General features: G+C 72.3%; 18 protein-coding genes and 2 pseudogenes. 7 read left to right on the plus strand and 13 right to left on the minus strand.

Annotation, left to right across the window (positions count from 1 at the left end; genetic code table 11):
- Positions 1 to 30 precede the first annotated feature (30 nt).
- Complete coding sequence (locus WMF17_RS16800) at positions 31 to 1,005, minus strand: response regulator (RefSeq protein ID WP_437603089.1); 975 nt, start codon at positions 1,003 to 1,005, stop codon at positions 31 to 33.
- A gap of 273 nt (positions 1,006 to 1,278) precedes the next feature.
- The gene (locus WMF17_RS16805; protein ID WP_437603090.1) at positions 1,279 to 2,121 is read right to left on the minus strand and encodes an SDR family NAD(P)-dependent oxidoreductase; all 843 of its coding nucleotides are present in this window, start codon (positions 2,119 to 2,121) and stop codon (positions 1,279 to 1,281) included.
- Between the two features lie 265 nt (positions 2,122 to 2,386).
- On the opposite strand from WMF17_RS16805, the gene WMF17_RS16810 reads away from it, so the two are divergent.
- Together WMF17_RS16810 and WMF17_RS16815 are read left to right on the plus strand one after the other, a co-directional pair.
- Positions 2,387 to 2,512, plus strand: a complete 126-nt coding sequence (locus WMF17_RS16810) for a hypothetical protein (RefSeq protein ID WP_437603091.1) — start codon at positions 2,387 to 2,389, stop codon at positions 2,510 to 2,512.
- Between the two features lie 59 nt (positions 2,513 to 2,571).
- The gene (locus tag WMF17_RS16815; RefSeq protein ID WP_437650461.1) at positions 2,572 to 3,609 is read left to right on the plus strand and encodes an SDR family oxidoreductase; all 1,038 of its coding nucleotides are present in this window, start codon (positions 2,572 to 2,574) and stop codon (positions 3,607 to 3,609) included.
- 92 nt (positions 3,610 to 3,701) lie between these two features.
- Here WMF17_RS16815 and WMF17_RS16820 read toward each other — a convergent pair whose 3' ends face one another.
- Positions 3,702 to 4,100, minus strand: a complete 399-nt coding sequence (locus WMF17_RS16820; RefSeq protein ID WP_437603093.1) for a phage holin family protein — start codon at positions 4,098 to 4,100, stop codon at positions 3,702 to 3,704.
- Positions 4,101 to 4,287: 187 nt separating this feature from the next.
- Here WMF17_RS16820 and WMF17_RS16825 point away from each other — a divergent pair.
- From WMF17_RS16825 to WMF17_RS16845, 5 genes and pseudogenes are all read left to right on the plus strand, one after another.
- A pseudogene (locus tag WMF17_RS16825) lies at positions 4,288 to 4,473 on the plus strand (thiamine pyrophosphate-binding protein); the annotation flags it as partial.
- A 36-nt stretch (positions 4,474 to 4,509) separates the two neighbouring features.
- On the plus strand, positions 4,510 to 7,440 hold the full coding sequence (locus WMF17_RS16830; protein ID WP_437603094.1) for a molybdopterin oxidoreductase family protein: 2,931 nt from the start codon (positions 4,510 to 4,512) through the stop codon (positions 7,438 to 7,440).
- Positions 7,441 to 7,487: 47 nt separating this feature from the next.
- Complete coding sequence (locus WMF17_RS16835; RefSeq protein ID WP_437603095.1) at positions 7,488 to 8,039, plus strand: HPP family protein; 552 nt, start codon at positions 7,488 to 7,490, stop codon at positions 8,037 to 8,039.
- 162 nt (positions 8,040 to 8,201) lie between these two features.
- A complete protein-coding gene (locus WMF17_RS16840; RefSeq protein ID WP_437603096.1) occupies positions 8,202 to 8,609 on the plus strand; it encodes a hypothetical protein in 408 nt (135 codons plus the stop codon).
- Positions 8,610 to 8,894: 285 nt separating this feature from the next.
- A pseudogene (locus WMF17_RS16845) lies at positions 8,895 to 9,615 on the plus strand (transposase); the annotation flags it as partial.
- Positions 9,616 to 10,177: 562 nt separating this feature from the next.
- On the opposite strand, the gene hypE reads toward WMF17_RS16845, so the two are convergent.
- From hypE to WMF17_RS16895, 10 genes are read right to left on the minus strand one after another with little or no spacing between them, the layout of a single operon-like run.
- On the minus strand, positions 10,178 to 11,206 hold the full coding sequence (gene hypE, locus WMF17_RS16850) for a hydrogenase expression/formation protein HypE (protein ID WP_437651353.1): 1,029 nt from the start codon (positions 11,204 to 11,206) through the stop codon (positions 10,178 to 10,180).
- The gene (hypD, locus tag WMF17_RS16855) at positions 11,203 to 12,330 is read right to left on the minus strand and encodes a hydrogenase formation protein HypD (protein ID WP_437650462.1); all 1,128 of its coding nucleotides are present in this window, start codon (positions 12,328 to 12,330) and stop codon (positions 11,203 to 11,205) included. Before hypD ends, hypE begins: the two co-directional genes overlap by 4 nt.
- Positions 12,327 to 12,572, minus strand: coding sequence for a HypC/HybG/HupF family hydrogenase formation chaperone (locus WMF17_RS16860; RefSeq protein ID WP_437603099.1), 246 nt, complete (start codon positions 12,570 to 12,572; stop codon positions 12,327 to 12,329). The genes hypD and WMF17_RS16860 overlap by 4 nt, the downstream gene beginning before the upstream one ends.
- A 2-nt stretch (positions 12,573 to 12,574) precedes the next feature.
- Positions 12,575 to 14,890, minus strand: a complete 2,316-nt coding sequence (gene hypF / locus WMF17_RS16865) for a carbamoyltransferase HypF (protein ID WP_437650463.1) — start codon at positions 14,888 to 14,890, stop codon at positions 12,575 to 12,577.
- A 2-nt stretch (positions 14,891 to 14,892) separates the two neighbouring features.
- Positions 14,893 to 15,234 carry a hydrogenase maturation nickel metallochaperone HypA gene (locus tag WMF17_RS16870; RefSeq protein ID WP_437603101.1) on the minus strand — a complete coding sequence of 114 codons (342 nt, stop codon included), beginning with the start codon at positions 15,232 to 15,234 and terminating at the stop codon, positions 14,893 to 14,895.
- A 4-nt stretch (positions 15,235 to 15,238) separates the two neighbouring features.
- Entirely contained in the window at positions 15,239 to 15,745 is a 507-nt protein-coding gene (locus WMF17_RS16875) for a hydrogenase maturation protease (RefSeq protein ID WP_437603102.1), read from the minus strand.
- A complete protein-coding gene (locus WMF17_RS16880) occupies positions 15,742 to 17,151 on the minus strand; it encodes a Ni/Fe hydrogenase subunit alpha (RefSeq protein ID WP_437650464.1) in 1,410 nt (469 codons plus the stop codon). The genes WMF17_RS16875 and WMF17_RS16880 overlap by 4 nt, the downstream gene beginning before the upstream one ends.
- The gene (locus WMF17_RS16885) at positions 17,141 to 17,917 is read right to left on the minus strand and encodes an oxidoreductase (RefSeq protein WP_437603104.1); all 777 of its coding nucleotides are present in this window, start codon (positions 17,915 to 17,917) and stop codon (positions 17,141 to 17,143) included. The genes WMF17_RS16880 and WMF17_RS16885 overlap by 11 nt, the downstream gene beginning before the upstream one ends.
- A 5-nt stretch (positions 17,918 to 17,922) precedes the next feature.
- Positions 17,923 to 18,801 (minus strand): FAD/NAD(P)-binding protein, encoded by an 879-nt coding sequence (locus tag WMF17_RS16890; RefSeq protein WP_437603105.1) that lies wholly within the window; start codon positions 18,799 to 18,801, stop codon positions 17,923 to 17,925.
- Positions 18,798 to 19,265 carry a cyclic nucleotide-binding domain-containing protein gene (locus tag WMF17_RS16895; RefSeq protein WP_437603106.1) on the minus strand — a complete coding sequence of 156 codons (468 nt, stop codon included), beginning with the start codon at positions 19,263 to 19,265 and terminating at the stop codon, positions 18,798 to 18,800. The genes WMF17_RS16890 and WMF17_RS16895 overlap by 4 nt, the downstream gene beginning before the upstream one ends.

Raw genomic sequence — 19,265 nt, forward strand, 5'->3', positions numbered from 1 at the left:
CTCTGCGTCGCGTCGGAGGTTCGAGGGGCGTCAGGGAGCGCCGAACGCCCTCCCGCGCGCCCGGAGCGCGTGCGCCACGCCAGCCTGCACGGTGGCCTTGGTCACCAGCTCACCGAGGCCGAGGGCGAGCCGCACGAGCGCCTGCGCCACCTCGGGGCGGATGCCCGTGATGATCGCCCGCGTGCCGAGCAAGCCGAGGCCCCTCGCCGCCTGCACGAGCATGCTCGCCACGGTCTCGTCGGCCACGTTCACGCCGGTGATGTCGAAGATGAGGAAGTCGGCGCCGCGCTCGCTCGCCCCGCGCAGCGCGGTGTCGACCGCCTGCCTGGCGCGCTCGACGTCCATCGTGCCGACGAGGGGCATCACAAGGATCCCGTCGGTGATCGGGATGAGCGGCGCCGAGAGCTCGCGCAGCCTGTCCCGCTGGGCGGCGATGATCTGCTCGTGCAGCGCCGCCCTCGCGGCCTCGGCCTGCTCGCGCTGCGAGAGCTCCTGCGCGAGCTGCGCGTTCGCCTCGTACAGCTCCGCCGTGCGGCGCTCGAGGGCCCGCTCGGCGGCGTCGCGCTCCCGGATCTCCTCCGAGAGCCGCAGGTTCTGCTCCTTCAGGGCCCGCGTCGCGCTCCGGAGCGAGAGCTGGGTCCGCACGCGCGCCAGGAGCTCGCCTCTCTCGAAGGGCTTTATCACGTAGTCCACGGCGCCCACGCTGAAGCCCTGGATCCTGTAATGCTCATCGGCGAGCGCCGTCATGAACACGACGGGGATATCCCTCGTCGCCGGGTTGGCCTTCAGACGCTTGCAGGTCTCGAAGCCGTCGAGGCCGGGCATGAGCGCGTCGAGCAGGATCAGATCCGGCTCCTCGCGGCCGACCACCGCGAGCACCTCCTCGCCGTCACCCGCCATGGCGAGATTCAGCCCCTCACCCGCAAGCGCGCCGCAGAGCACCTCGATGTTGAGCGGATTGTCGTCAGCGATGAGCACGAGCGCAGGGGATCGGGGCGGCTGCATGACCTCTCTGGAACGGCCAGTAGGGCGTGAGCCGTCCCGACCTGTCAAGGCCTTGCGGCGCGCGAGTCCAGATCGAGAGGGATCGCGGCGATTCCCCTTACATATCAAGGGTTTGTTGTGAGATGCGTGCCACCTTTGTGGGGGAGAGAAGCAACCTTCACGACCTGCGGGAGCGCGTCGAATGGCGTCCCGGTTGCCCCTGATTCAGCGAAGAGGCAGGCCTGAGTCGGCCTCCGCCTGCTCACGACCTCTGCTCCGGAGGAGCCTTGTGCGTCAGGGCTTCGCCGCGCCCGCCATGAACGCCGCGAACGCGTCCGCGTGGTCGGGGTGCCAGCGCGACAGCGCAGGTCGGTTCTGGATGAGGTCGTCGGCCGCCCACTGGATTCGGCGCTCGTCCATCTCGCGCGTGACCGCGTTGTCCGGACAGAGGATGTAAAAATCGCCGCGGCCCATGCCGGCGAGCATCCTGTCCACCACCTGATCGGCGGTCCACGCTTCAGCGGGCTTCTCCGGGCCTCGCGCGGTCATGCCGGTGAACGTGTATCCCGGGATGAGCAGGTGGGCGGTGACCTTGCTGCCGGCGACGTTGCGCAGCTCGTGAGCGAGCTGCTCGGTCAGCACCTTCACGCCGGCCTTGGAGACGTTGTAGGCCGCGTCGCCCGGCGGGGTGGTGATGCCCTGCTTCGAGCCCGTGTTGACGATGGCGCAAGGGGTGTCCTGCGCCAGCATCGCCTCCGTGAACGCGTGCACGCCGTGGAGCACGCCCCAGAGATTGACCTCGATCAGCCGGCGCCAGCGCTCGTAGTCCTTCCACGGTCCGGCGCCGTTGCCGACTCCGGCGTTGTTCATCAGGACCGCCACCTCGCCGAACGCGTCGTAGGCGACCTGCTTCAGGCGCTGCACGTCCTCGAGCCTGGCGACGTCGGTCGGGGCCGCGCGCACGTCGGCCTCGCCGCCGGCCGCGAGGGCGGCGACGCGCGCGGCGGCCTCGTGCAGCGCCGGCCCATCGAGGTCGGCGAGACAGACCTTCAGGCCCATGCGCGCGAAGCGCTCGGCGGCGGCGAGCCCGATGCCGCCGGCGGCGCCGGTCACCACGGCCACGCGGCCAGGTGTCAATGCGGGATGGTGGTTCACTGGGGATCTCCGTCAGGCGTTGGTCGGGGTCGCGCCGGCCATGGCGCGACGGTCGCGGCGAGTATAAAGGGCGCCGGCGCGTCGAGCCACGATCGTCCGGGGACGCAGATCTATCGAAGGGGCCGCCTTCACTCCACAGCCTGCGGGGCCTTCTCGGCGAAGCGCCCTCGATACTCGGCGGGCGTCACGCCGAGCCGCCGAGAGGACGCCCGCCACAGCGTTCCCCGCGCCGTACCCGAAAGAGGGAATGACGCGGTTCGAGGTGCTCGAGCGTCGAGGCAACCTGCACGTGGTGCGGCAGCCGAGCCCCTGGTCGCTCACGGCGGACCCAGCCGAGCGGATCAAGGACGTGCTGTCGAGCTTGAGGAAGTGACACGCCCAGGTGGCATTCACGTTGCTTGATGCCGCGGGCGAGGCGGGGGCGCGACGGGCATGGGCGATTCCAGGCGGGCGGAGGTCGTGGTGATCACGGGGGCGTCAGCGGGCGTGGGGCGCGCGACGGTGCGGCGGTTTGCGCGCGAAGGCGCGCGCATCGGGCTGGTCGCGCGCGGGCGCGACGGGCTCGAGGAGGCGCGGCGCGAGGCGGAGGACGCCGGGGCGAGCGCGCTCGTCCTGCCGACCGACGTCGCCGATTCCGCGCAGGTCGAGGCCGCGGCCGCGGCGGTCGAGCAGCGCTTCGGCCCGATCGACGCCTGGATCAACGTCGCGATGACGTCGGTCTTCTCGCCCGTGAAGGAGATGCGGCCCGAAGAGTACGAGCGCGTCCTCAAGGTCAACTTCCTCGGGTATGTGCACGGAACGCTCGCGGCGCTCGCGCGGATGCTCCCACGCGACCGCGGGATCATCGTGCAGGCGAGCTCCGCGCTCGCCTACCGGAGCATCCCGCTGCAGTCGGCCTACTGCGCGTCCAAGCACGCCATCGTGGGCTTCACCGAGTCGCTGCGCAGCGAGCTGATCCACGACGGAAGCCGCGTGCGCGTGAGCATGGTGCACCTGCCGGCGATGAACACGCCGCAGTTCCTCTGGTCGAAGTCGCGCCTCCCGTACAATCCACAGCCGGTCCCGCCGATCTTCCAGCCCGAGGTGGCGGCCGACGCGCTCTACTGGGCCGCGCACCACGACCGCCGCGACATCAAGGTCGGCTTCCCGACCGTCAAGGCGATCTGGGGGAACCGCGTGATCCCGGGGCTGCTCGATCACTGGCTCGCGAAGGTCGGGTACACGCGGCAGATGACCGATGAGCCCGTGGACCCGGATCGCCTCGACAACCTGTGGGCGCCCGTGCCGGGGGACTTCGGCGCGCACGGCCCGTTCGACCGGCGCGCCAAGGCCTCGAGCCTGGAGCTCTGGTTCGACATCCATCGCTGGTCGCTCGGCGCCGTGGCGCTGTGCGCGGCGGCCCTCGCCGGGGCCGCCGCGCACAGCGCAGCGGCCCGGCGCAGCACCCCCTGGCGGCGCCTCCTCGCGTGAGGGGACCGCCGCCTCGGGCCGCGCCGCCGCCGCGCTCCGGCGTTGACCCCCGCGCTGAGCGACGACTCCAGCGCTGAGCCGAGGCGACCGCTTCACCCCACCACGCGCTGGGCGACGTCCTCGATGTCCGACGCGATCCGCGCGGCGATCGGCAGCGGGCCGCGAGGCAGCGCGGACCGCCCGACGAGCCAGGCGGCGGCCGCGAGCGCGAGCAGCCCGAGCCCCACGGCCGTCGAGCGCGCCGGATGATTGCGGCGCTGCCCCACAGCCAGGGACACCATCAGCGCGTCGATACCGGCGAGCCCCGCGACGCCCGCGACCCCGAACGCGACCGCCGAGCGCGAGAGGGCCGCCGCCGACCGGCGAAGATCGCGCTTGGCCAGCGCGAGCTCCGCAGCGAGGAGCTTCTTCGCCTCGTGGAGCGCATCGGCGGCGAGGTCCTGCGAGCTGCGATCGATTTGTGACGGATCCGTGGATGCCTGGTGTTGCATTCGAGCTTCCCCTGCCGGCGCGAGCGCGCGCCCGGCGCGCCCCGGAATGCATCGCCTGAGCCCGCGCGCGCAGCGGCCGCTCGCACGCGCAACCGCGGCACGCAGCGCGCGGCGCGGCGAGGCGGCACGGATGTCGCACGCCGGCGCCGGGTCGGGCTCACGTTCGAGCTCGCGGGGGGGGAGACTCATGGCCCAGACCGTCGGCGAGTTCCTGCTGAGGCGCCTCGTCGCGTGGGGCGTCCGGCGCGTCTACGCCTGTCCGGGCGATGGCATCAACGGCATCGTGGGCGCGTTTCACCGCGTTCCGGACCTCCGGTTCATCCAGGTGCGGCACGAGGAGATGGGCGCGTTCATGGCGTGCACCGTCGCCAAGGACGCCCACCCAGGGTGACACGGAAGGAGTCGGAGCATGCACCAGACACGGAATAGCGTGACGAGCCCGTGGGGCGAGCGGACGCCGTACTTCGGCGAGCACCAGTGGCCGACGCGGGTCGACGAGCAGACGGACGAGGAGCCGGAGCGATGGGTCCAGTCCTGCTGCGTGCTGTGCACGAACGGATGCGGGCTCGATATCGGCGTCAAGGGGAACAGGATCGTCGGCGTCCGCGGCCGGGCAGAGGACATCGTGAACCGCGGTCGGCTGGGCCCGAAGGGATTGAACGGCTGGGTCGCCAACAACAGCCCCGATCGGCTGACCCGGCCGCTGATCCGCACCGGCAAGAAACCGGGCAACACGTTCCGCGAGGCCACGTGGGACGAGGCGATGGGGCTCCTGACCCGCCGGTGCAAGGACGTGATCGGCCGGTACACGCCCGGCGCGGTCGCCATCTACAACAGCGGACAGCTGTTCCTCGAGGACTACTACACGCTCAGCGTCATCACCCACGCCGGGCTCCGCACGAACCACATCGATGGGAACACGCGGCTGTGCACCGCCACGGCTGGCAGCTCGCTCCGCGAGACGTTCGGCCGCGACGGGCAGCCGTCGAGCTACCGGGACTTCGACGTCGCCGATTGCATCCTGCACGTCGGCCACAACATCGCGGCGACGCAGGCGGTGTCGTGGATGCACATCCTCGACCGCCGCCGGGGTCCGAACCCGCCCAGGCTCGTCGTCATCGACCCGCGGACGACCGACACCGCCCGGGAGGCCGACGTCCACTTGGCCCTGCGCCTCGGCACGAACGTGGCGCTGCTGAACGGGCTCATGCACCTGATCATCCAGAACGGGCACGTGGACCAGGCGTTCGTCGACGCGCACACGGTCGGGTTCGCGGCGCTGCGGGAGAAGGTCGCGGCGTACCCGCCCCGGCGCGTGGCCGAGATCACCGGCGTCCCCGTGGATCAGCTGAACGCCGCGGCGCACCTGCTCGGGACGAGCGAGCGGCTCTTGGCCACCGCGCTCCAGGGTATCTACCAGGCGCACGAGGCCACGGCCGCGGCGTGCCAGGTCAACAACCTCGTCCTGATCCGCGGCATGATCGGCAAACCCGGCTGCGGCGTGATCCAGTCGAACGGCCAGCCGACCGCCCAGAACACCCGCGAGACCGGCGCAGACGGCGAGTTCACCGGGTTCCGCAACATGGAGAACCCGGCGCACGTGGCCGACCTCGCGCGCGTGTGGAACGTCGAGCCGGACGAGATCCCCACCTTCGCGCCCCACACCCATTGCACCCAGCTGTTCCGGCTGGCCGAGCAGGGGTCGATCCGGATGCTCTGGATCATCGCCACGAACCCGGCGGTCTCGATGCCCAACCTGCCCCGCATCCGCAAGACGCTGGCGAAGGAGGATCTCTTCGTCGTCGTTCAGGACGCCTTTCCGACCGAGACCACGCGGTTCGCGGACCTGGTGCTGCCGAGCGCGATGTGGGGGGAGAAGACCGGCACGTTCACGAACACCGATCGGACGGTGCACATCTCGTACAAGGCCGTCGACCCGCCGGGCGCGGCGCGGCCGGACATGGATATCTTCATCGATTTCGCCCGGCGCATGGGCTTCACGGACAGGGACGGTCAACCGCTCATCAAGTGGGACACGCCCGAGGGCGCGTTCGACGCGTGGCGCGCGTGCAGCAAGGGTCAGAACTGCGACTACACCGGCCTGACGTATGCCAAGCTCACTGGCGGCTCCGGCATCCAGTGGCCGGTGAACGACGAGCACCCGGACGGGACCGAGCGGCAGTACACGGATCTGCGCTTCCCGACCGGCGCCGACGAGTGCGGGAGCTATGGGCACGACATCGAGACCGGCGCGGCGATTACGCGCGAGCAGTATGCGGCCAACGACCCGGCGGGCCGCGCGATCCTCAAGGCTGCTGACTGGTTTGCTCCGCCGGAGTCGCCCGACGACGAGTACCCGTTCTGGTTGACGACCGGACGGCTCATCTACCATTTCCACACGAGGACGAAGACCGGCCGGTCCCCGGCGCTGCAGGCGGCGGCCCCGGACGTGTTCGTGCAGATGAGCGCCGAGGACGCCGCGCGCATGGACGTGAGCGAGGGCGACATGGTCGACGTCATCACCCGCCGTGGCCGGGTGCGCGGGGCGGCGAGGCTCGGGGATATCCTCCCGGGGCACCTGTTCATCCCGTTTCACTACGGGTACTGGGACGAGGAGGGGACCGACGGGGCCGAGCCGGACGGGCGGCCGCGGGCCGCGAACGAGCTGACGATGACGACCTGGGACCCGGTGAGCAAGCAGCCGGCCGTGAAGCTCGCTGCGGCCAAACTGCAGAAGGTGAGCGCCGCCCGCACCGCGGTCGCGAAGGTCACCGGCGTGGCGGAGCGGGTCGTCGAGCGGGCCGGCGCCGCGGCCTCGGCGATCGCGTCGGCGATCACGCGTCCTTCCGGCGATGCGCCCGAGCGACAGCGCCTGGCCGACTACCTCGGCCTGCTCCGGCTGGCCCACGAGCGGTTCATCGCGGCGTGCGACGCCGCGTCCGAGCACGCGCTGAACGAGGGCGAGCTGTCGATGGGGCTCTCGCGGCTCCAGGAGCTCTCGCGGCAGTCGCTTTCATGGCTGGAGCCGGCGGCGCGGCCGTACAATCCGGCCCCGCCGGCCGGCGACGCGAACGAGCTCGGCTCCTTGCCGGAGAAGATCCGCCTGAACCGGGCCAGGGAAGGCCACCTCGGGCAGCTCCGGGGGTTGCACGAGCTGTACGTGCTCGCGGCCGACCTGCACATCACGCTCGTCGCCGTGAAGAAGACGGCCATGATGCTGCTCGATCGCGCGCTCATGGCGAGCTGCGACCGGATCGAGGAGAACACCCGTCGCCAGCAGGCGTGGCTCCTGACGCAGGTGAGCGCGCATGCGCCGCAGATCCTGGGCGTCCCGCTCTGACGACAGGAGGGATGATCGCGGACCGAGGCGCGGGCGAGCGCTGACCGATGATGAACCGCACCGCGTCCAGACCAAGGCTCCACGCCGCGCGCGCTCGCCTCGCCAGGGTACCGGAGGCCGTCTGGGCTCCGCTCGCCGGGGCGGCGCTCATGGCGCTCGCTGCGGCCGTCGGGCTCGCGATGGGCAAGCCGTGGCTATTCCCGAGCCTCGGGCCGACCGTGTTCGTTCATGTGACCACGCCGCGGAGCCCGGGCGCGCGGCTCTACAACACGCTCGTCGGCCACCTGCTCGGTATCGTGGCTGCCGCCGCGGCCGTGGCCGTGCTCGGCGCCGCGGCCGAGCCGTCCGTGATGGGTTCCGGACACCTGCTGTCGCGCCGCGCGTGGGCGTCGGTCCTCGCCGTGGCCCTGACGTTGCTCTCGCAGGAGCTGCTCAAGGCGCAGCACGCGCCGGCCGCGGCGACCACGATGCTCATCACGCTCGGCGGGTTCAGGGCGGACTGGTCCGACGCCGCGACGATCACCGCCGGCGTGCTGCTCGTCGCGCTCCCCGGCGAGCTCGTGCGTCGGGCGCGTATCCCGCCGTCGCGCGGGCCTTGATGCGGCCGGGCTGGTTCATGCGGCGCGACCAGGTGGCCGCGTTGCGCATCCGGCGCCAGCAGCCGAGCGCACCGGAGCGCCAGCGCCGCTGAGCCGTCCGCGACGCGCCTCGTGCCCGTGTGGCGTCCTGACGACGCCCTCCGTCCGGAGAGGGCCCCTCCGATGGGGTGGCCTGCACGATGGAAGTACAGCGTCGGCGCTGCCACGCGAGCCGGCGAGCACGCCGATGCGCTGACGGGGAACAGCGATTGCAGCGCGGGACATATGGATCCATCCAGCGCAATCCGGTTCGATACGGAGAGGGTCGCCCGTCCCCTCAGCGAGCGAGGTCACGTCAGCGCCGGCGCAGGTTCCGCGGCGCCCGCGGGGCCTGCCGAGCAGATCGAGCACAGCAAGGAGCGGCTCGCGCGCGACCTGGTCGCGGCCAAGGCGAAATGGGGCGGCATCAAGGGCGAGACAGAGCACACGGCCCGGCGCCTCGCCATCGCGGCGGCCACCGTGGTCGCCGTGGCGGCGGTGGCGGCGGTGGCGATACGCTCCCGCCGTAAACACCGGCGAATCTGGCGGTGACGCCGCGTCGCTCCCGAGGAGCTCGTCCTTCAGCTCCAAGAGCCGCAGGGTGAGCTCGACCCAGGTACCGCTTGCCTACCGCGCTCGCGCGGTGAAGCGGGAGGTGATGGTGTCCAGGATACCCTGAACGTGGATTTCGCGCCCAGAAATCCGATCCGGGGCGTGAGAATCCGGCGCAGTAAAAGGAACACCTTGAAAGAAAGGCTCGGCGTGGCGACCCGTCCGGGTTGCTATGACCAAACGAAGGCACACGCCGAGCACCTCCAAGGTGCGCCGGCGCGAGCCCCGAGTATCGACACCGTCGACCGCGACCTGTGCCGCTTCGACGACGATGCGCTCGAGGCGCTGCACAGCATGGTCGTCGCTCACGGGCTTGCCCTGGTTGCTCGCCGAAAGCACCGATTCGTGCATATCGACGTCGACACCACCGTGGAGCCGCTCTTTGGGGTGCAGGAGGGGGCGCGGCCGGGCCCGAACCCGCGCTACCACGGCCGGCCGAGCTATCATCCGATCCTGGCGCGGATCGCCGAGGCCGACGCCATCGTCGGAGCCAAGCTGCGACCGGGCGACACGAGCTTCGGCGAAGCCGATGTGCCCTTCGTCGAGGAGTGCATTGAACGCGCGCGCGCCGCAGCTCCGAGCGCGGCCATCTACGTACGGATCGATGGCGCGGGGGATTGCAGCGCCTTGATGCATCGCCGTACGCACACGCGACCGGGAGAATGGCAAACAGATCTACCTTTGGGAGGGGCTCGACTACACGGTACAGGTCTTTTTGACCAACGAGCCGGTCGAAGCGCCGGAAGACGTCGCGGCGCGGTATGACCTGCGCGCGGGCATCGAGCCGCTCATTGGCGAGCTCAAGCACGGGTGGGGGTGCGGTCGCGTGCCGAGCCACTGCTTCAACGCCAATCATGCCGCGCTGCTGCTGAAGCTGCTGACGGCCAACCTGATGCGCCGCTATGTGCTGGAGCACGTTCCGCACTTGGCGAGCAGGCGAACACCAGCCGAAATGATCGTGGGGGGTAAGGGGGGCGTGCGCCTTCGTGACGCTCTGGGCGTCAGCCAATTGTAGTTTAAACCGCACTCTCTTGGCTGAGCGCCGCTCGCACGGCGCCTTCGGCTCGCTCGTGCCCCCCTGGACGCGAAATCCACGCTGAAATCGAGCCGACCCTCGGGCAGCACCCGGTGACCCTCCACGTGGAGGGGCGTGTGCCTGAGCTCTTCGTCGATCCGGCCCGGCTGTCGCAGATCCTTACGAACCTGCTCGACAACGCCGCCAAGTACTCCGGTGCCGGCTCGCCGATCCCGCCCTCACGCGTTAGAAAGAGGTGGCCTGCGCCACCTCACTCGCGTCACCCACACGACCAACGGGGAGCGAGCCGCCCACCGATTGAACTATGGCCCCCCTGTCCGCTGCCGTCATGTTCGATCACAGGTCTGTCTTGATCAGCCCGATGCTGGAGCGCATGCGGGCTGATTGACCGAGGCGCGCGGAGCGTGCCGTGTCGCTCGATCCGTGCATGGCTCGCCCGACACGAATGCTTCGTGCGCTCCGATCCGCAGCCTCAGCAGATCCGCGGGAGCTGCTCGCCGGAGAGCAGATCGAGTGTGCGCCGGGTCCCGAGCCGGGTCCTCAGGACAACGCTCCCTTTCCCCTCCCCGACGATCCGACCGATGCGCGCGGCCCCACGGCCGAGCGGGTGGCCGCGCAGGGTCGCCAGGGCGCGCTCCGCCTGGGCTTCCGGCAGGAACGCGATGAGCCGGCCCTCGCACGCCACGTAGAGCGGGTCGAGCCCGAGCAGCTCGCATGCCCCGAGGACCGCAAGCTCCACGGGGATCTGCGCTTCCTCCACCTCGACGTGGACGCCCGCGTCGAGCGCGATCTCGTTCAACACGGCCGCGAGCCCGCCGCGGGTCGGATCCCGCAGGCAGTGGACGTCGATCCCCGAATCGAGCAGCGCCGCCGCGAGGTCAGCGACCGGCGCGCAGTCGCTCTCCACGGGCTCCTCGAACGAAAGCGACTCACGCACGGACAGCACCGCGATCCCGTGCCGCCCCACGTCGCCGGACACGAGGACGGCGTCGCCCGGCCGGACCCGGCGCGGCGCGATGACCACGCCCTCGGGCACCACGCCGATGCCGGCGGTGTTGATGAACAGCCCATCTCCCTTGCCCCGGTCGACCACCTTGGTGTCGCCCGTCACGAGCTCGACCCCGCACGCGTCCGCAGCGGCGCGCATCGACAGCGCGATCTGCTGGAGCTCGCCGATGGGCAGCCCCTCCTCCACGATGAAGCCGGCGCTCAGGTAAGCGGGCCGGGCGCCCGTCATGGCCAGGTCGTTCACCGTGCCAAAGACGGACAGCTTGCCGATGTCACCCCCCGGGAAGAAGCGCGGATACACGACGTAGGTGTCCGTGGTGAACGCGAGGGACGCGCCGCCGAGGCGCACCACGGCGCCGTCATGACGGGCCGAGAGCGGAGCGCTGTCGAAGGCGGGCAGGAAGACGTGTTCGATGAGCTCACGCATGAGCCGCCCGCCGCCGCCGTGAGCAAGCTGGACCGTCCTTTCGCGCAGCGGCGCGGGGCAGCTCATCTCGAACCGCACGGCGGGTCCGCCCTCCGGTAACGGTAGTAGGCCGCGCACGCGCCTTCCGAGGAGACCATCGTGGCGCCCAGCGGAGTCTCCGGCGTGCAGCGCACACCGAACGCGGGGCAGTCCGGCGGCTTGATCACCCCCTGGAGCACGAGGCCGCTCTTGCAGTCGGTCGACGCTCGGGGCTCTGGGTCGCCTGCCGGCGCCCTGCGCCCAGAACCCCCGAACCGCAGCTGTGCATCGTGGTCCGCGTACGGCGCCCGGAGCCCGAGCCCGCTCCCGGCGATGGGACCGATGCCTCGCCAGGTCCGGGGCACGATCTCGAAGACCTCCCGGATCATGCGCTGCGCGGCCTCGTTGCCGGCCTCGCGCACCGAGCGGGCGTACTGGTTCTCCACGTCGAAGCGGCCCTCCTCGAGCTGCCGGACGCACATGAAAATGCCCTGGAGGATGTCCATCGGCTCGAAGCCCGTGACCACGATGGGGACGCGGTGCTCGGCGGCGAGCGGGCGGTAGGCGTCGACGCCCATCACCGTGCACACGTGGCCCGCGGCGAGGAACCCGTCGACGCGCCGATCCGGCGCCCGGAGGATCACCTCCATCGCGGGTGGCACGAGCACGTGCGACACGAGGAGCGAGAAGTTCCGGATGCCGCGGCGTCGCGCCTGGAACACCGCCATCGCGTTCGCGGGCGCCGTGGTCTCGAAGCCGACCGCGAAGAAGACGACCTCGCGATCCGGGAGGCGCTCGGCGAGCGCGAGCGCGTCGAGCGGCGAGTAGACGACGCGCACGTCGCCGCCCCTCGACTTCACCGCGAACAGGTCGTCGCTCGAGCCGGGGACGCGCAGCATGTCGCCGAACGAGCAGAACGTGACCTCGCGGCGCGAGGCGATCTCGAGCGCGCAATCGATGAGCTCGACCGGCGTGACGCACACCGGGCAGCCAGGGCCGTGGAGGAGCGAGATCTCTGGAGGCAGGAGCTCGTCCAGGCCGAATCGGACGATGGCGTGCGTCTGGCCGCCGCAGACCTCCATGATCGACCAGGGGCGAGAGACCACCCGCCGGATCGCCTCCACGTACGGCCCGACCCGCTGCGCGTCGCGGTACTCGTCGATGAACCTCATCGCGGCTCCTCCCCCTCGCGCGCCGCGCCGAGCTCGTCCAGATAGGAGAGCGTCCATCGCGCCGACGCCTCGTCGATGCGGCTGATGGCGAAGCCCGCGTGCACGATCACATAATCGCCGGGCTCCGCCTCCGGCACGTAGGCGAGGCAGATCTCCTTGACGATCCCGCCGAAGGCGACGCGGCCGAGCCGGAGATCGCCGCCCGCGACGCCGAGGACCTTGCCGGGGACGCCGAGGCACATCGTCACGCCTCCACCGCGTCCGCGCCGCGCCGCGCGGCCACGAGGACCTGGCCGAGCGACAGGCCGCCGTCGCCCGGCGGGTAGAGCCTCGGCGCATAGACCTCCACGCCCCACGCCACGAGGCGCTCGCGGATCGACGCGGCGAGGAGCGCGTTCTGGAAGCACCCGCCCGCGAGCACGATGCGCCCGAGGCCGCTCGCGGCAGCGAGCGCCTCGGCGACGTCCACGAGCGCCGCGTGAAAGCGGGCCGCGATGACGCCGGGCGGCACGCCGTCACGCCGATCGCCCAGCACCGCGTCGATCAGCGGTCCGAAGTCGATCACCGCCGGCACCCCCGGCGCGCTGGCGCGCAGCGGCAGCGGATAGCCCGCCTGCTCGCCGGCCGCCTCGGCCAGGCACTCCAGCTCCATGGCGGCCTGCCCCTCGAAGCTCGCCGCCCCGCGCAGGCCCGCGAGCGCCGCCACCCCGTCGAACAGGCGCCCCACGCTCGTCGTGCGCGGCGAGCCCGTCCCGCGCGCGAGCATGGAGAACAGCGGGCCGAGCTCGGCCTCGCGGAACCAGGCGCGCGCGAGATCCCGGGCGCCCTCGCCGCGGAGCTCCCAGAGCAGGCCGAGCGCGGAGCGGCGCGGCTCCCGCATGGCGCGCTCGCCGCCCGGCAGCGGGAAGGAGCGGAGGTGCGCCGCGCGGTGGAACGACGCCCCGTCCACGACCAGCGCCTCGCCGCCCCAGAGGGCGCCGTCGAGCCCGTAGCCGGCTCCGTCCCACGCGAGGCCGAGGACAGGTCCGTCGAGGCCGTGCTCGGCCACGCAGGCGGCGACGTGCGCGTGGTGATGCTGCACCCGGACGAGCGGCGCGCGGAAGGCCGCCGCGAGCTGCTCGGCGATGCGGCTGGACGCGTAGTCGGGGTGGAGATCGCAGGCGACGCGCTCCGGCCGCACCCGGAACAGGCGCGCGAGGTCGAGGGCCGTGCGCTCGATGAGCGCAGCGCCCGCCGCGGTGTGCGCGTCGCCGAGGTGCTGGCTGACGACCACCTGGCCGTCGAAGAAGAGCGCCGTCGTGCTCTTCAGGTGGCCGCCGAGGGCGAGGATCGGCGGGGCGTCGACCCGCAGCGGGAGAGGCAGCGGGGTGAAGCCGCGCGCGCGGCGAAGGAGCTCGACGCCAGCCGGCCCGACGCGGGCCACGGAGTCGTCGAGGGGGCGCACGATCGGCCGGTCGTGCACGAGGAACAGGTCGGCGATGCCGCTCAGGCGCTCCAGCGCGTCCGATGTGTCGGTGCAGATAGGCTCGTCCGAGAGGTTGCCGCTCGTGCAGACCACGGGGCGACCGACGAGCTCTAGCACCAGCCGATGGAGCGGCGTGTAGGGCAGCAGCGCGCCCAGGCGGGGCGTGCCCGGAGCGACCGCGTCGGCGATGGCGACCCGCGCGGCGGCGGGCGAGAGGCGCCGCAGCAGCACGATCGGCGCCTCGGGACCGCGCAGCGCGTCCGCCTCCGCGGGAGACACGCGGCAAGCGCCGCGCACGGCGTCGAGCGAGCCGAACATCACCGCGAACGGCTTGGCGTCGCGGCGCTTCCGTCGGCGCAGGAGCGCGACCGCGTCCGGCGATGTCGCGTCGACCAGCAGATGGAAACCACCGAGCCCCTTCACGGCGACTACCCTCCCCGCCAGCACCGCGGCAGCGGCCTCGCGGAGCGCGCCGTCAGGCGACCCGGAGCCCCGAATGCCGGGATCCATCGGGTCTCCGGCTGCGGCGACAAGCTGGATACGCGGGCCGCATGCCGGGCAGGCGATGGGCTCCGCGTGGAAGCGCCGGTCCGAGGGGTCCGCGTACTCCGCGGCGCACGCAGGGCACATCGGGAAGCGATCCATCGTGGTCCTGCTCCGGTCGTACGGGAGCCCCGAGAGGATCGTGTAGCGGGGGCCGCACTGCGCGCAGCTCGTGAAGGGGTAGCGGCGGTGGCGGCCGGTCTCGCTGTCCACCTCGCCGGCGCACTCCTCGCAGACGGCCAGATCCGCGGGCACCGACGGGCGCGCACCGCTCCCCGCCTCGCTGCCGAGGATCTGGAACGGGCCGGCATCCTCCTCGGCCCGCCGCTCGATCTCGATGCGCTCGACGCGCGCGGGCGCGCTCGGCTCGCGGGTCAGGCCGGCGACGAAGGCGTCGAGGCTGCGCTCCGGTCCCTGCACCTCGATCTCGACCCCGCCCGGGCGGTTCCGCACCCAGCCACCCAGGCCGAGCGCGGACGCTCGCCGGTACACGAACGGCCGGAAGCCCACTCCCTGGACGATGCCGTACACGCGGAGCGCGAGGCGCGGCACGGCTACTCCACCTCCATGGCATCCAGGCCGAGCCCCAAACGCCCGAGGAGCGTCGCCTGATCGCCGCCGCAGCGCGGGCAAAGCAGCACGTGATGGTCGGGCGCGTACGTGCCGCCGCAGGAGAGGCAGCGCGCCTCGACGCGGTGGAGCCGCAGATCGAGGCGCGCCCCCTCGGCCGGCGTGCCGCGCGCGTGCGCCGCGAAGTGGAGCGAGAGGCTCTCCGGCGAGAGCGCCTCGGCCTCGGCCACCCAGCCGCATACCGAGACGACCCGCGTCGCCCCGTCGGCCGCGGCGCGGTCCAGCGCGGCGGAGAGCAGCTGCCTTGCGATGGACGACTCGTGCATGGACTCACCCTCCGAGGAACGAGAGGACGCGGGCGACAGCCCGGGGGACCGCCGCGGCCACCTCGGGCGACAGGCCGTCCGCCTGCTCGAGCGCTCGGGGCTCCGGGTCGCCTGCCGGCGCCCTGCGCCCCGAACCCCGCTGACAAGGCCTGCTGATGCTCACGCCGACGATGCGGATGTCGGGCGACAGCCGGTCCGGCGCCGTGAGGCGCGCGAGCTCGATGGCCTGCCCCACGCCGAGGCCGTGCGTCGAGACCGGGACGGGGGCGCCGGCGGCGAGGTCCGAGGGCGAGAGCTCGATCACCTCCCCGGACGGCGACGCGAGCACGGCGTCGACGATCACGACCGTCGCCGGCGCCTGGAGGAGCGAGACGAGCGCGCTCGCGTCCCTCGCCTCCACGAGCTCCGCGCCGCTCGGCGGCCCCCGGCGGCGCAGCGCCTCGAGTACGGCGAGCCCGGCGGCGTCGTCCCCGGCAACGCGTTGCCCGAGCCCGATGACCCGCGCGGTCATCGCGGCGCCTCCTCGACGCGCAGGGTGAGGAAGTGCGTCGCGCAGGAGATGCAGGGGTCGTGGTTGCGCACGGCCTGCTCGGCGCGCGCGGTCGCCTCGCGGAGCGGCAGCGACGCGAGCGACGGCGACTGCGCGCAGAGGTCCTCCTCGATCGAGAGCTGGTTCTGCGACGTGGGCGGGACGATCTTCGCGTCCAGGATCGTCCCCTCGGCGTCGAGCGTGTAGCGGTGGTACAGGAAGCCGCGCGGCGCCTCGGAGCCGCCGTAGCCCGTGCCAGCGCGGACCGCGGGAGGCGCGACGAACGGCGCCGGCGGGGGCGCGTACGCCTCGATGATCCGGATCGACTCCTCGAACGCCTGAAGGATCTCCACGAGGCGCACGAGCAGGCTCCGGAACGGGTTGCGGCACGGGACGGCGAGGCCGGCGGCGCGCGCCGCGTCCTGGACCTCGGGGAGCAGGCGATCGAAGCTCAGGTTGAAGCGCGCGAGCGGGCCGCACAGGTAGCTGCCGCTGTGTTCGGACGTCCGGGGCTCCGGGTCGCCTGCCGGCGCCCTGCGCCCCGAACCCCGGTCCAACGCTCGGGGCTCCGGGTCGCCTGCCGGCGCCCTGCGCCCCGAACCCCGGATCCTCGACCTCAGCGCGGTCGACCAGGAGACGTGCTCCTCGACGAAATGGGCGTCGTAGTCGCGCACCTCGATATCGAGCCCGCCCGAGGAGACGAGGCGCCCCTCGGCGATCGCGTACACGTCGTCGCTGCGGAGCGCGACGAACTCGTAGGGTCGCTCGAACACTGGGCACGGCAGCGTCGCCATCCAGGAGAGGCACGCGCGCGTGCGCTCACTCCCGGCGCGCAGCTCGGGGAGCAGGCCCTCGAGGTCCGCGCGGGACGGCGCGCTGTAGAAGCCGCCGACGCGGGTGTTGACCGGGTGGATCTCGCGGCCCCCGAGGAGCGCGACGATGGCGTTCCCCGCCTTCTTGATGGCGAGGCCCTTCGCGACCCAGTCGCGGTGGTCGCGCGCCATGGCGACCGCGTCCGGGTAGCCGAGGAAGTCGGGCGCGTGCAGCAGGAAGACGTGCAGGGCGTGGCTCTCGATCCACTCGCCGCAGTAGAGGAGGCGCCTGAGCGCGCGGAGCTCCGGGCCGAGCTCGATGCCGAGCGCGTCCTCCATCGCGCGGCACGCGCTCGTGATGTACGCGACCGGGCAGATGCCGCAGATGCGGGACGTGATGTCGGGGGTCTCCGCGAAGCCCCGGCCGCGGAGGAACGCCTCGAAGAACCGCGGGGGCTCGAAGATCGAGAGGCGCGCCTCCTTCGCCCGCCCGTCCTCGATCACGAGCGTCAGCGAGCCCTCGCCCTCGACGCGGGCGAGGTAGTCGACCGAGATCGTGCGCGTCTCAGCGCTCATGCCGCTCGCTCTCCTCGCGGAACGCCGGGGCGTTCGCGTTGAAGGTGCGGTGGAGCCGCACGAGGTCGCGCTCCGGCACGCCCGCCGCCCGGAACGCGCGCGAGAGCGACTCCATGTTCGGCGCCTCCATGGGCCCGAAGCAGCCGTAGCAGCCGCGCTGGTAGGTCGGGCAGAGCGCGCCGCAGCCCGCGTGCGTCACCGGGCCGAGGCAAGGCGTCCCGGTCACCATCACGCACACGTTGCCGCGGCTCTTGCACTCGACGCAGACGCTGTGGCTCGCGACATTGGGCCGGCGCCCGTGGAGAAAGGCGCTGATCACCTCCAGGAGCTGGCGCTTGTTCACCGGGCAGCCGCGCAGCTCGAAGTCGACGGGGACGTGGTCGGCGATCGCCGTGGAGGTGGCGAGCGTCTCGATGTACGCCGGAGAGGCGTACACGACAGATAAAAATTCCTTTACATCCGCGAAGTTACGCAGCGCCTGGATGCCCCCGGCCGTGGCGCAGGCGCCGATGGTGACGAGCGCCTTCGACAGGCGCCGGACCTCGCGGATCCGCTCGGCGTCGCCGGGCGTGGTGATCGACCCCTCGACGAGCGACAGGTCGAACGGCCCCGCGCGCTCGAGGCTCGTGGCCTCCTTGAAGTAGGCGATCTCGACCGCATCCGCGAGCGCCAGGAGCTCGTCCTCGAGGTCGAGGACGCTGAGCTGACAGCCGTCGCACGAGGCGAACTTCCACACGGCGAGCTTCGGCTTCGCGCGGCGCGCCATGGCGCTCACAGCTCCCGGACCGCGAGCAGCGGTTCCACGCGGTCGTAGCGGAGCACGGGGCCGTCCTTGCAGACGAAGCTCGGCCCGAGCTGGCAGCGGCCGCAGATCCCCACCGCGCACTTCATGTTCCGCTCCAGCGAGGCGTGGACGCGCTCGCCGGGGACGCCGCGACGCTCGAGCTCGCGCGCCGTGAAGCGCATCATCACCTCCGGCCCGCAGACGAACGCGACCGCGCGGCCCGGATCGAAGTCGGCGAGACGCAGGAGGGCCGGCACGACCCCGACGTGCCCGCGCCACCCGGGGCCTGCGCGGTCCACGGTCACGAGCACCTGCAGGTCGGCTCGACGGCTCCAGCGCTCGAGCTCCCTGCGGTAGAGCAGGTCCTCGGGCCCGCGGGCGCCGTAGAGCAGCGCGACGCGGCCATACGCGGCCCGGTGCCGGAGGATGTGGCAGAGCGCCGGCCGCAGCGGCGCCATCCCGAGCCCGCCGGCGAGGAGCAGCACGTCTGCGCCGCGCGTCTCGTCGACGGGCCACGGATTCCCGAACGGGCCGCGCAGCCCGAGCTCCATGCCCGAGCGGAGGCGCCCGAGCGCGCGCGTGACCGGGCCCGCCTCGCGGATCGTGTGCAGGAGCCGATCGGGCCGCGCGGGATCCCCGCTGATCGAGATCGCGACCTCGCCGACCCCGAAGGCGTAGAGCATGTTGAACTGGCCGGGCGCGAAGACGAGGCCGCCCGGGCGGCCCGGCAGGTCGATCGTCGCCGTGAAAGTCGCCGCCGTCTCGCGGTGGACGCGCCGCACGCGCGCCGGCTCCGGCGCCCAGGGGTTCGGCATCGCGGCGTCCGGCGCGAAGGGCAGCGGGATGTTCCGCGGCACGAAGGTCATGGCTCGGCCCTGTAGACGTCGAGCCGCTGCAGCCGCACGCGCTCCAGCCGCGCGTAGAGCTGCCGCAGGAGGCGCAGGGACACGGCGTACCCGAGCGCGGGATCGGCGTCCGAGCACGCGCGCAGGTGCGCCGCGTCGAGCCCGAGCGAGCGGACCGGCGTGACCGCCCGCGCGTCGAGCACCCATCGCCGCGGCGGGAAGAGCCAGTGCAAGCCCAGGATGTCCCCGCCCGCCAGGCTCTCGACCTGCACAGGGTCGCGGCCGGGGCGGTGGATCTCGAGCGTCACACGTCCCTGCGCGAGCAGGTGGAGCGTGTCTGCCTCGCCTCCCTCCCGGAGGAGGAACGCCCCCTCCGGGAAGCTCCGCGCAGACGCGCCCTCGGCCAGGCGCGCGAGGTGCGCGGCCGGGAGCCCTTCCAGGAACGGATGGGCTCCGAGAATGGGCAGGAGCTCCTCGGCCTTCAT

The sequence above is a fragment of the Sorangium sp. So ce362 genome, from assembly GCF_051519845.1.
In the GTDB taxonomy this organism is placed as follows: Bacteria; Myxococcota_A; Polyangia; order Polyangiales; family Polyangiaceae; genus Sorangium.

Bases quoted from the DNA above. Each gene is read 5' to 3' on its own strand.
- WMF17_RS16800 (WP_437603089.1), bottom strand. From the start codon at position 1,005: ATGCAGCCGCCCCGATCCCCTGCGCTCGTGCTCATCGCTGACGACAAT.
- WMF17_RS16810 (WP_437603091.1), top strand. From the start codon at position 2,387: ATGACGCGGTTCGAGGTGCTCGAGCGTCGAGGCAACCTGCACGTGGTG.
- WMF17_RS16815 (WP_437650461.1), top strand. From the start codon at position 2,572: ATGGGCGATTCCAGGCGGGCGGAGGTCGTGGTGATCACGGGGGCGTCA.
- WMF17_RS16820 (WP_437603093.1), bottom strand. From the start codon at position 4,100: ATGCAACACCAGGCATCCACGGATCCGTCACAAATCGATCGCAGCTCG.
- WMF17_RS16830 (WP_437603094.1), top strand. From the start codon at position 4,510: ATGCACCAGACACGGAATAGCGTGACGAGCCCGTGGGGCGAGCGGACG.
- WMF17_RS16835 (WP_437603095.1), top strand. From the start codon at position 7,488: ATGATGAACCGCACCGCGTCCAGACCAAGGCTCCACGCCGCGCGCGCT.
- WMF17_RS16840 (WP_437603096.1), top strand. From the start codon at position 8,202: ATGGGGTGGCCTGCACGATGGAAGTACAGCGTCGGCGCTGCCACGCGA.
- hypE (WP_437651353.1), bottom strand. From the start codon at position 11,206: ATGAGCTGCCCCGCGCCGCTGCGCGAAAGGACGGTCCAGCTTGCTCAC.
- hypD (WP_437650462.1), bottom strand. From the start codon at position 12,330: ATGAGGTTCATCGACGAGTACCGCGACGCGCAGCGGGTCGGGCCGTAC.
- WMF17_RS16860 (WP_437603099.1), bottom strand. From the start codon at position 12,572: ATGTGCCTCGGCGTCCCCGGCAAGGTCCTCGGCGTCGCGGGCGGCGAT.
- WMF17_RS16870 (WP_437603101.1), bottom strand. From the start codon at position 15,234: ATGCACGAGTCGTCCATCGCAAGGCAGCTGCTCTCCGCCGCGCTGGAC.
- WMF17_RS16875 (WP_437603102.1), bottom strand. From the start codon at position 15,745: ATGACCGCGCGGGTCATCGGGCTCGGGCAACGCGTTGCCGGGGACGAC.
- WMF17_RS16880 (WP_437650464.1), bottom strand. From the start codon at position 17,151: ATGAGCGCTGAGACGCGCACGATCTCGGTCGACTACCTCGCCCGCGTC.
- WMF17_RS16885 (WP_437603104.1), bottom strand. From the start codon at position 17,917: ATGGCGCGCCGCGCGAAGCCGAAGCTCGCCGTGTGGAAGTTCGCCTCG.
- WMF17_RS16890 (WP_437603105.1), bottom strand. From the start codon at position 18,801: ATGACCTTCGTGCCGCGGAACATCCCGCTGCCCTTCGCGCCGGACGCC.
- WMF17_RS16895 (WP_437603106.1), bottom strand. From the start codon at position 19,265: ATGAAGGCCGAGGAGCTCCTGCCCATTCTCGGAGCCCATCCGTTCCTG.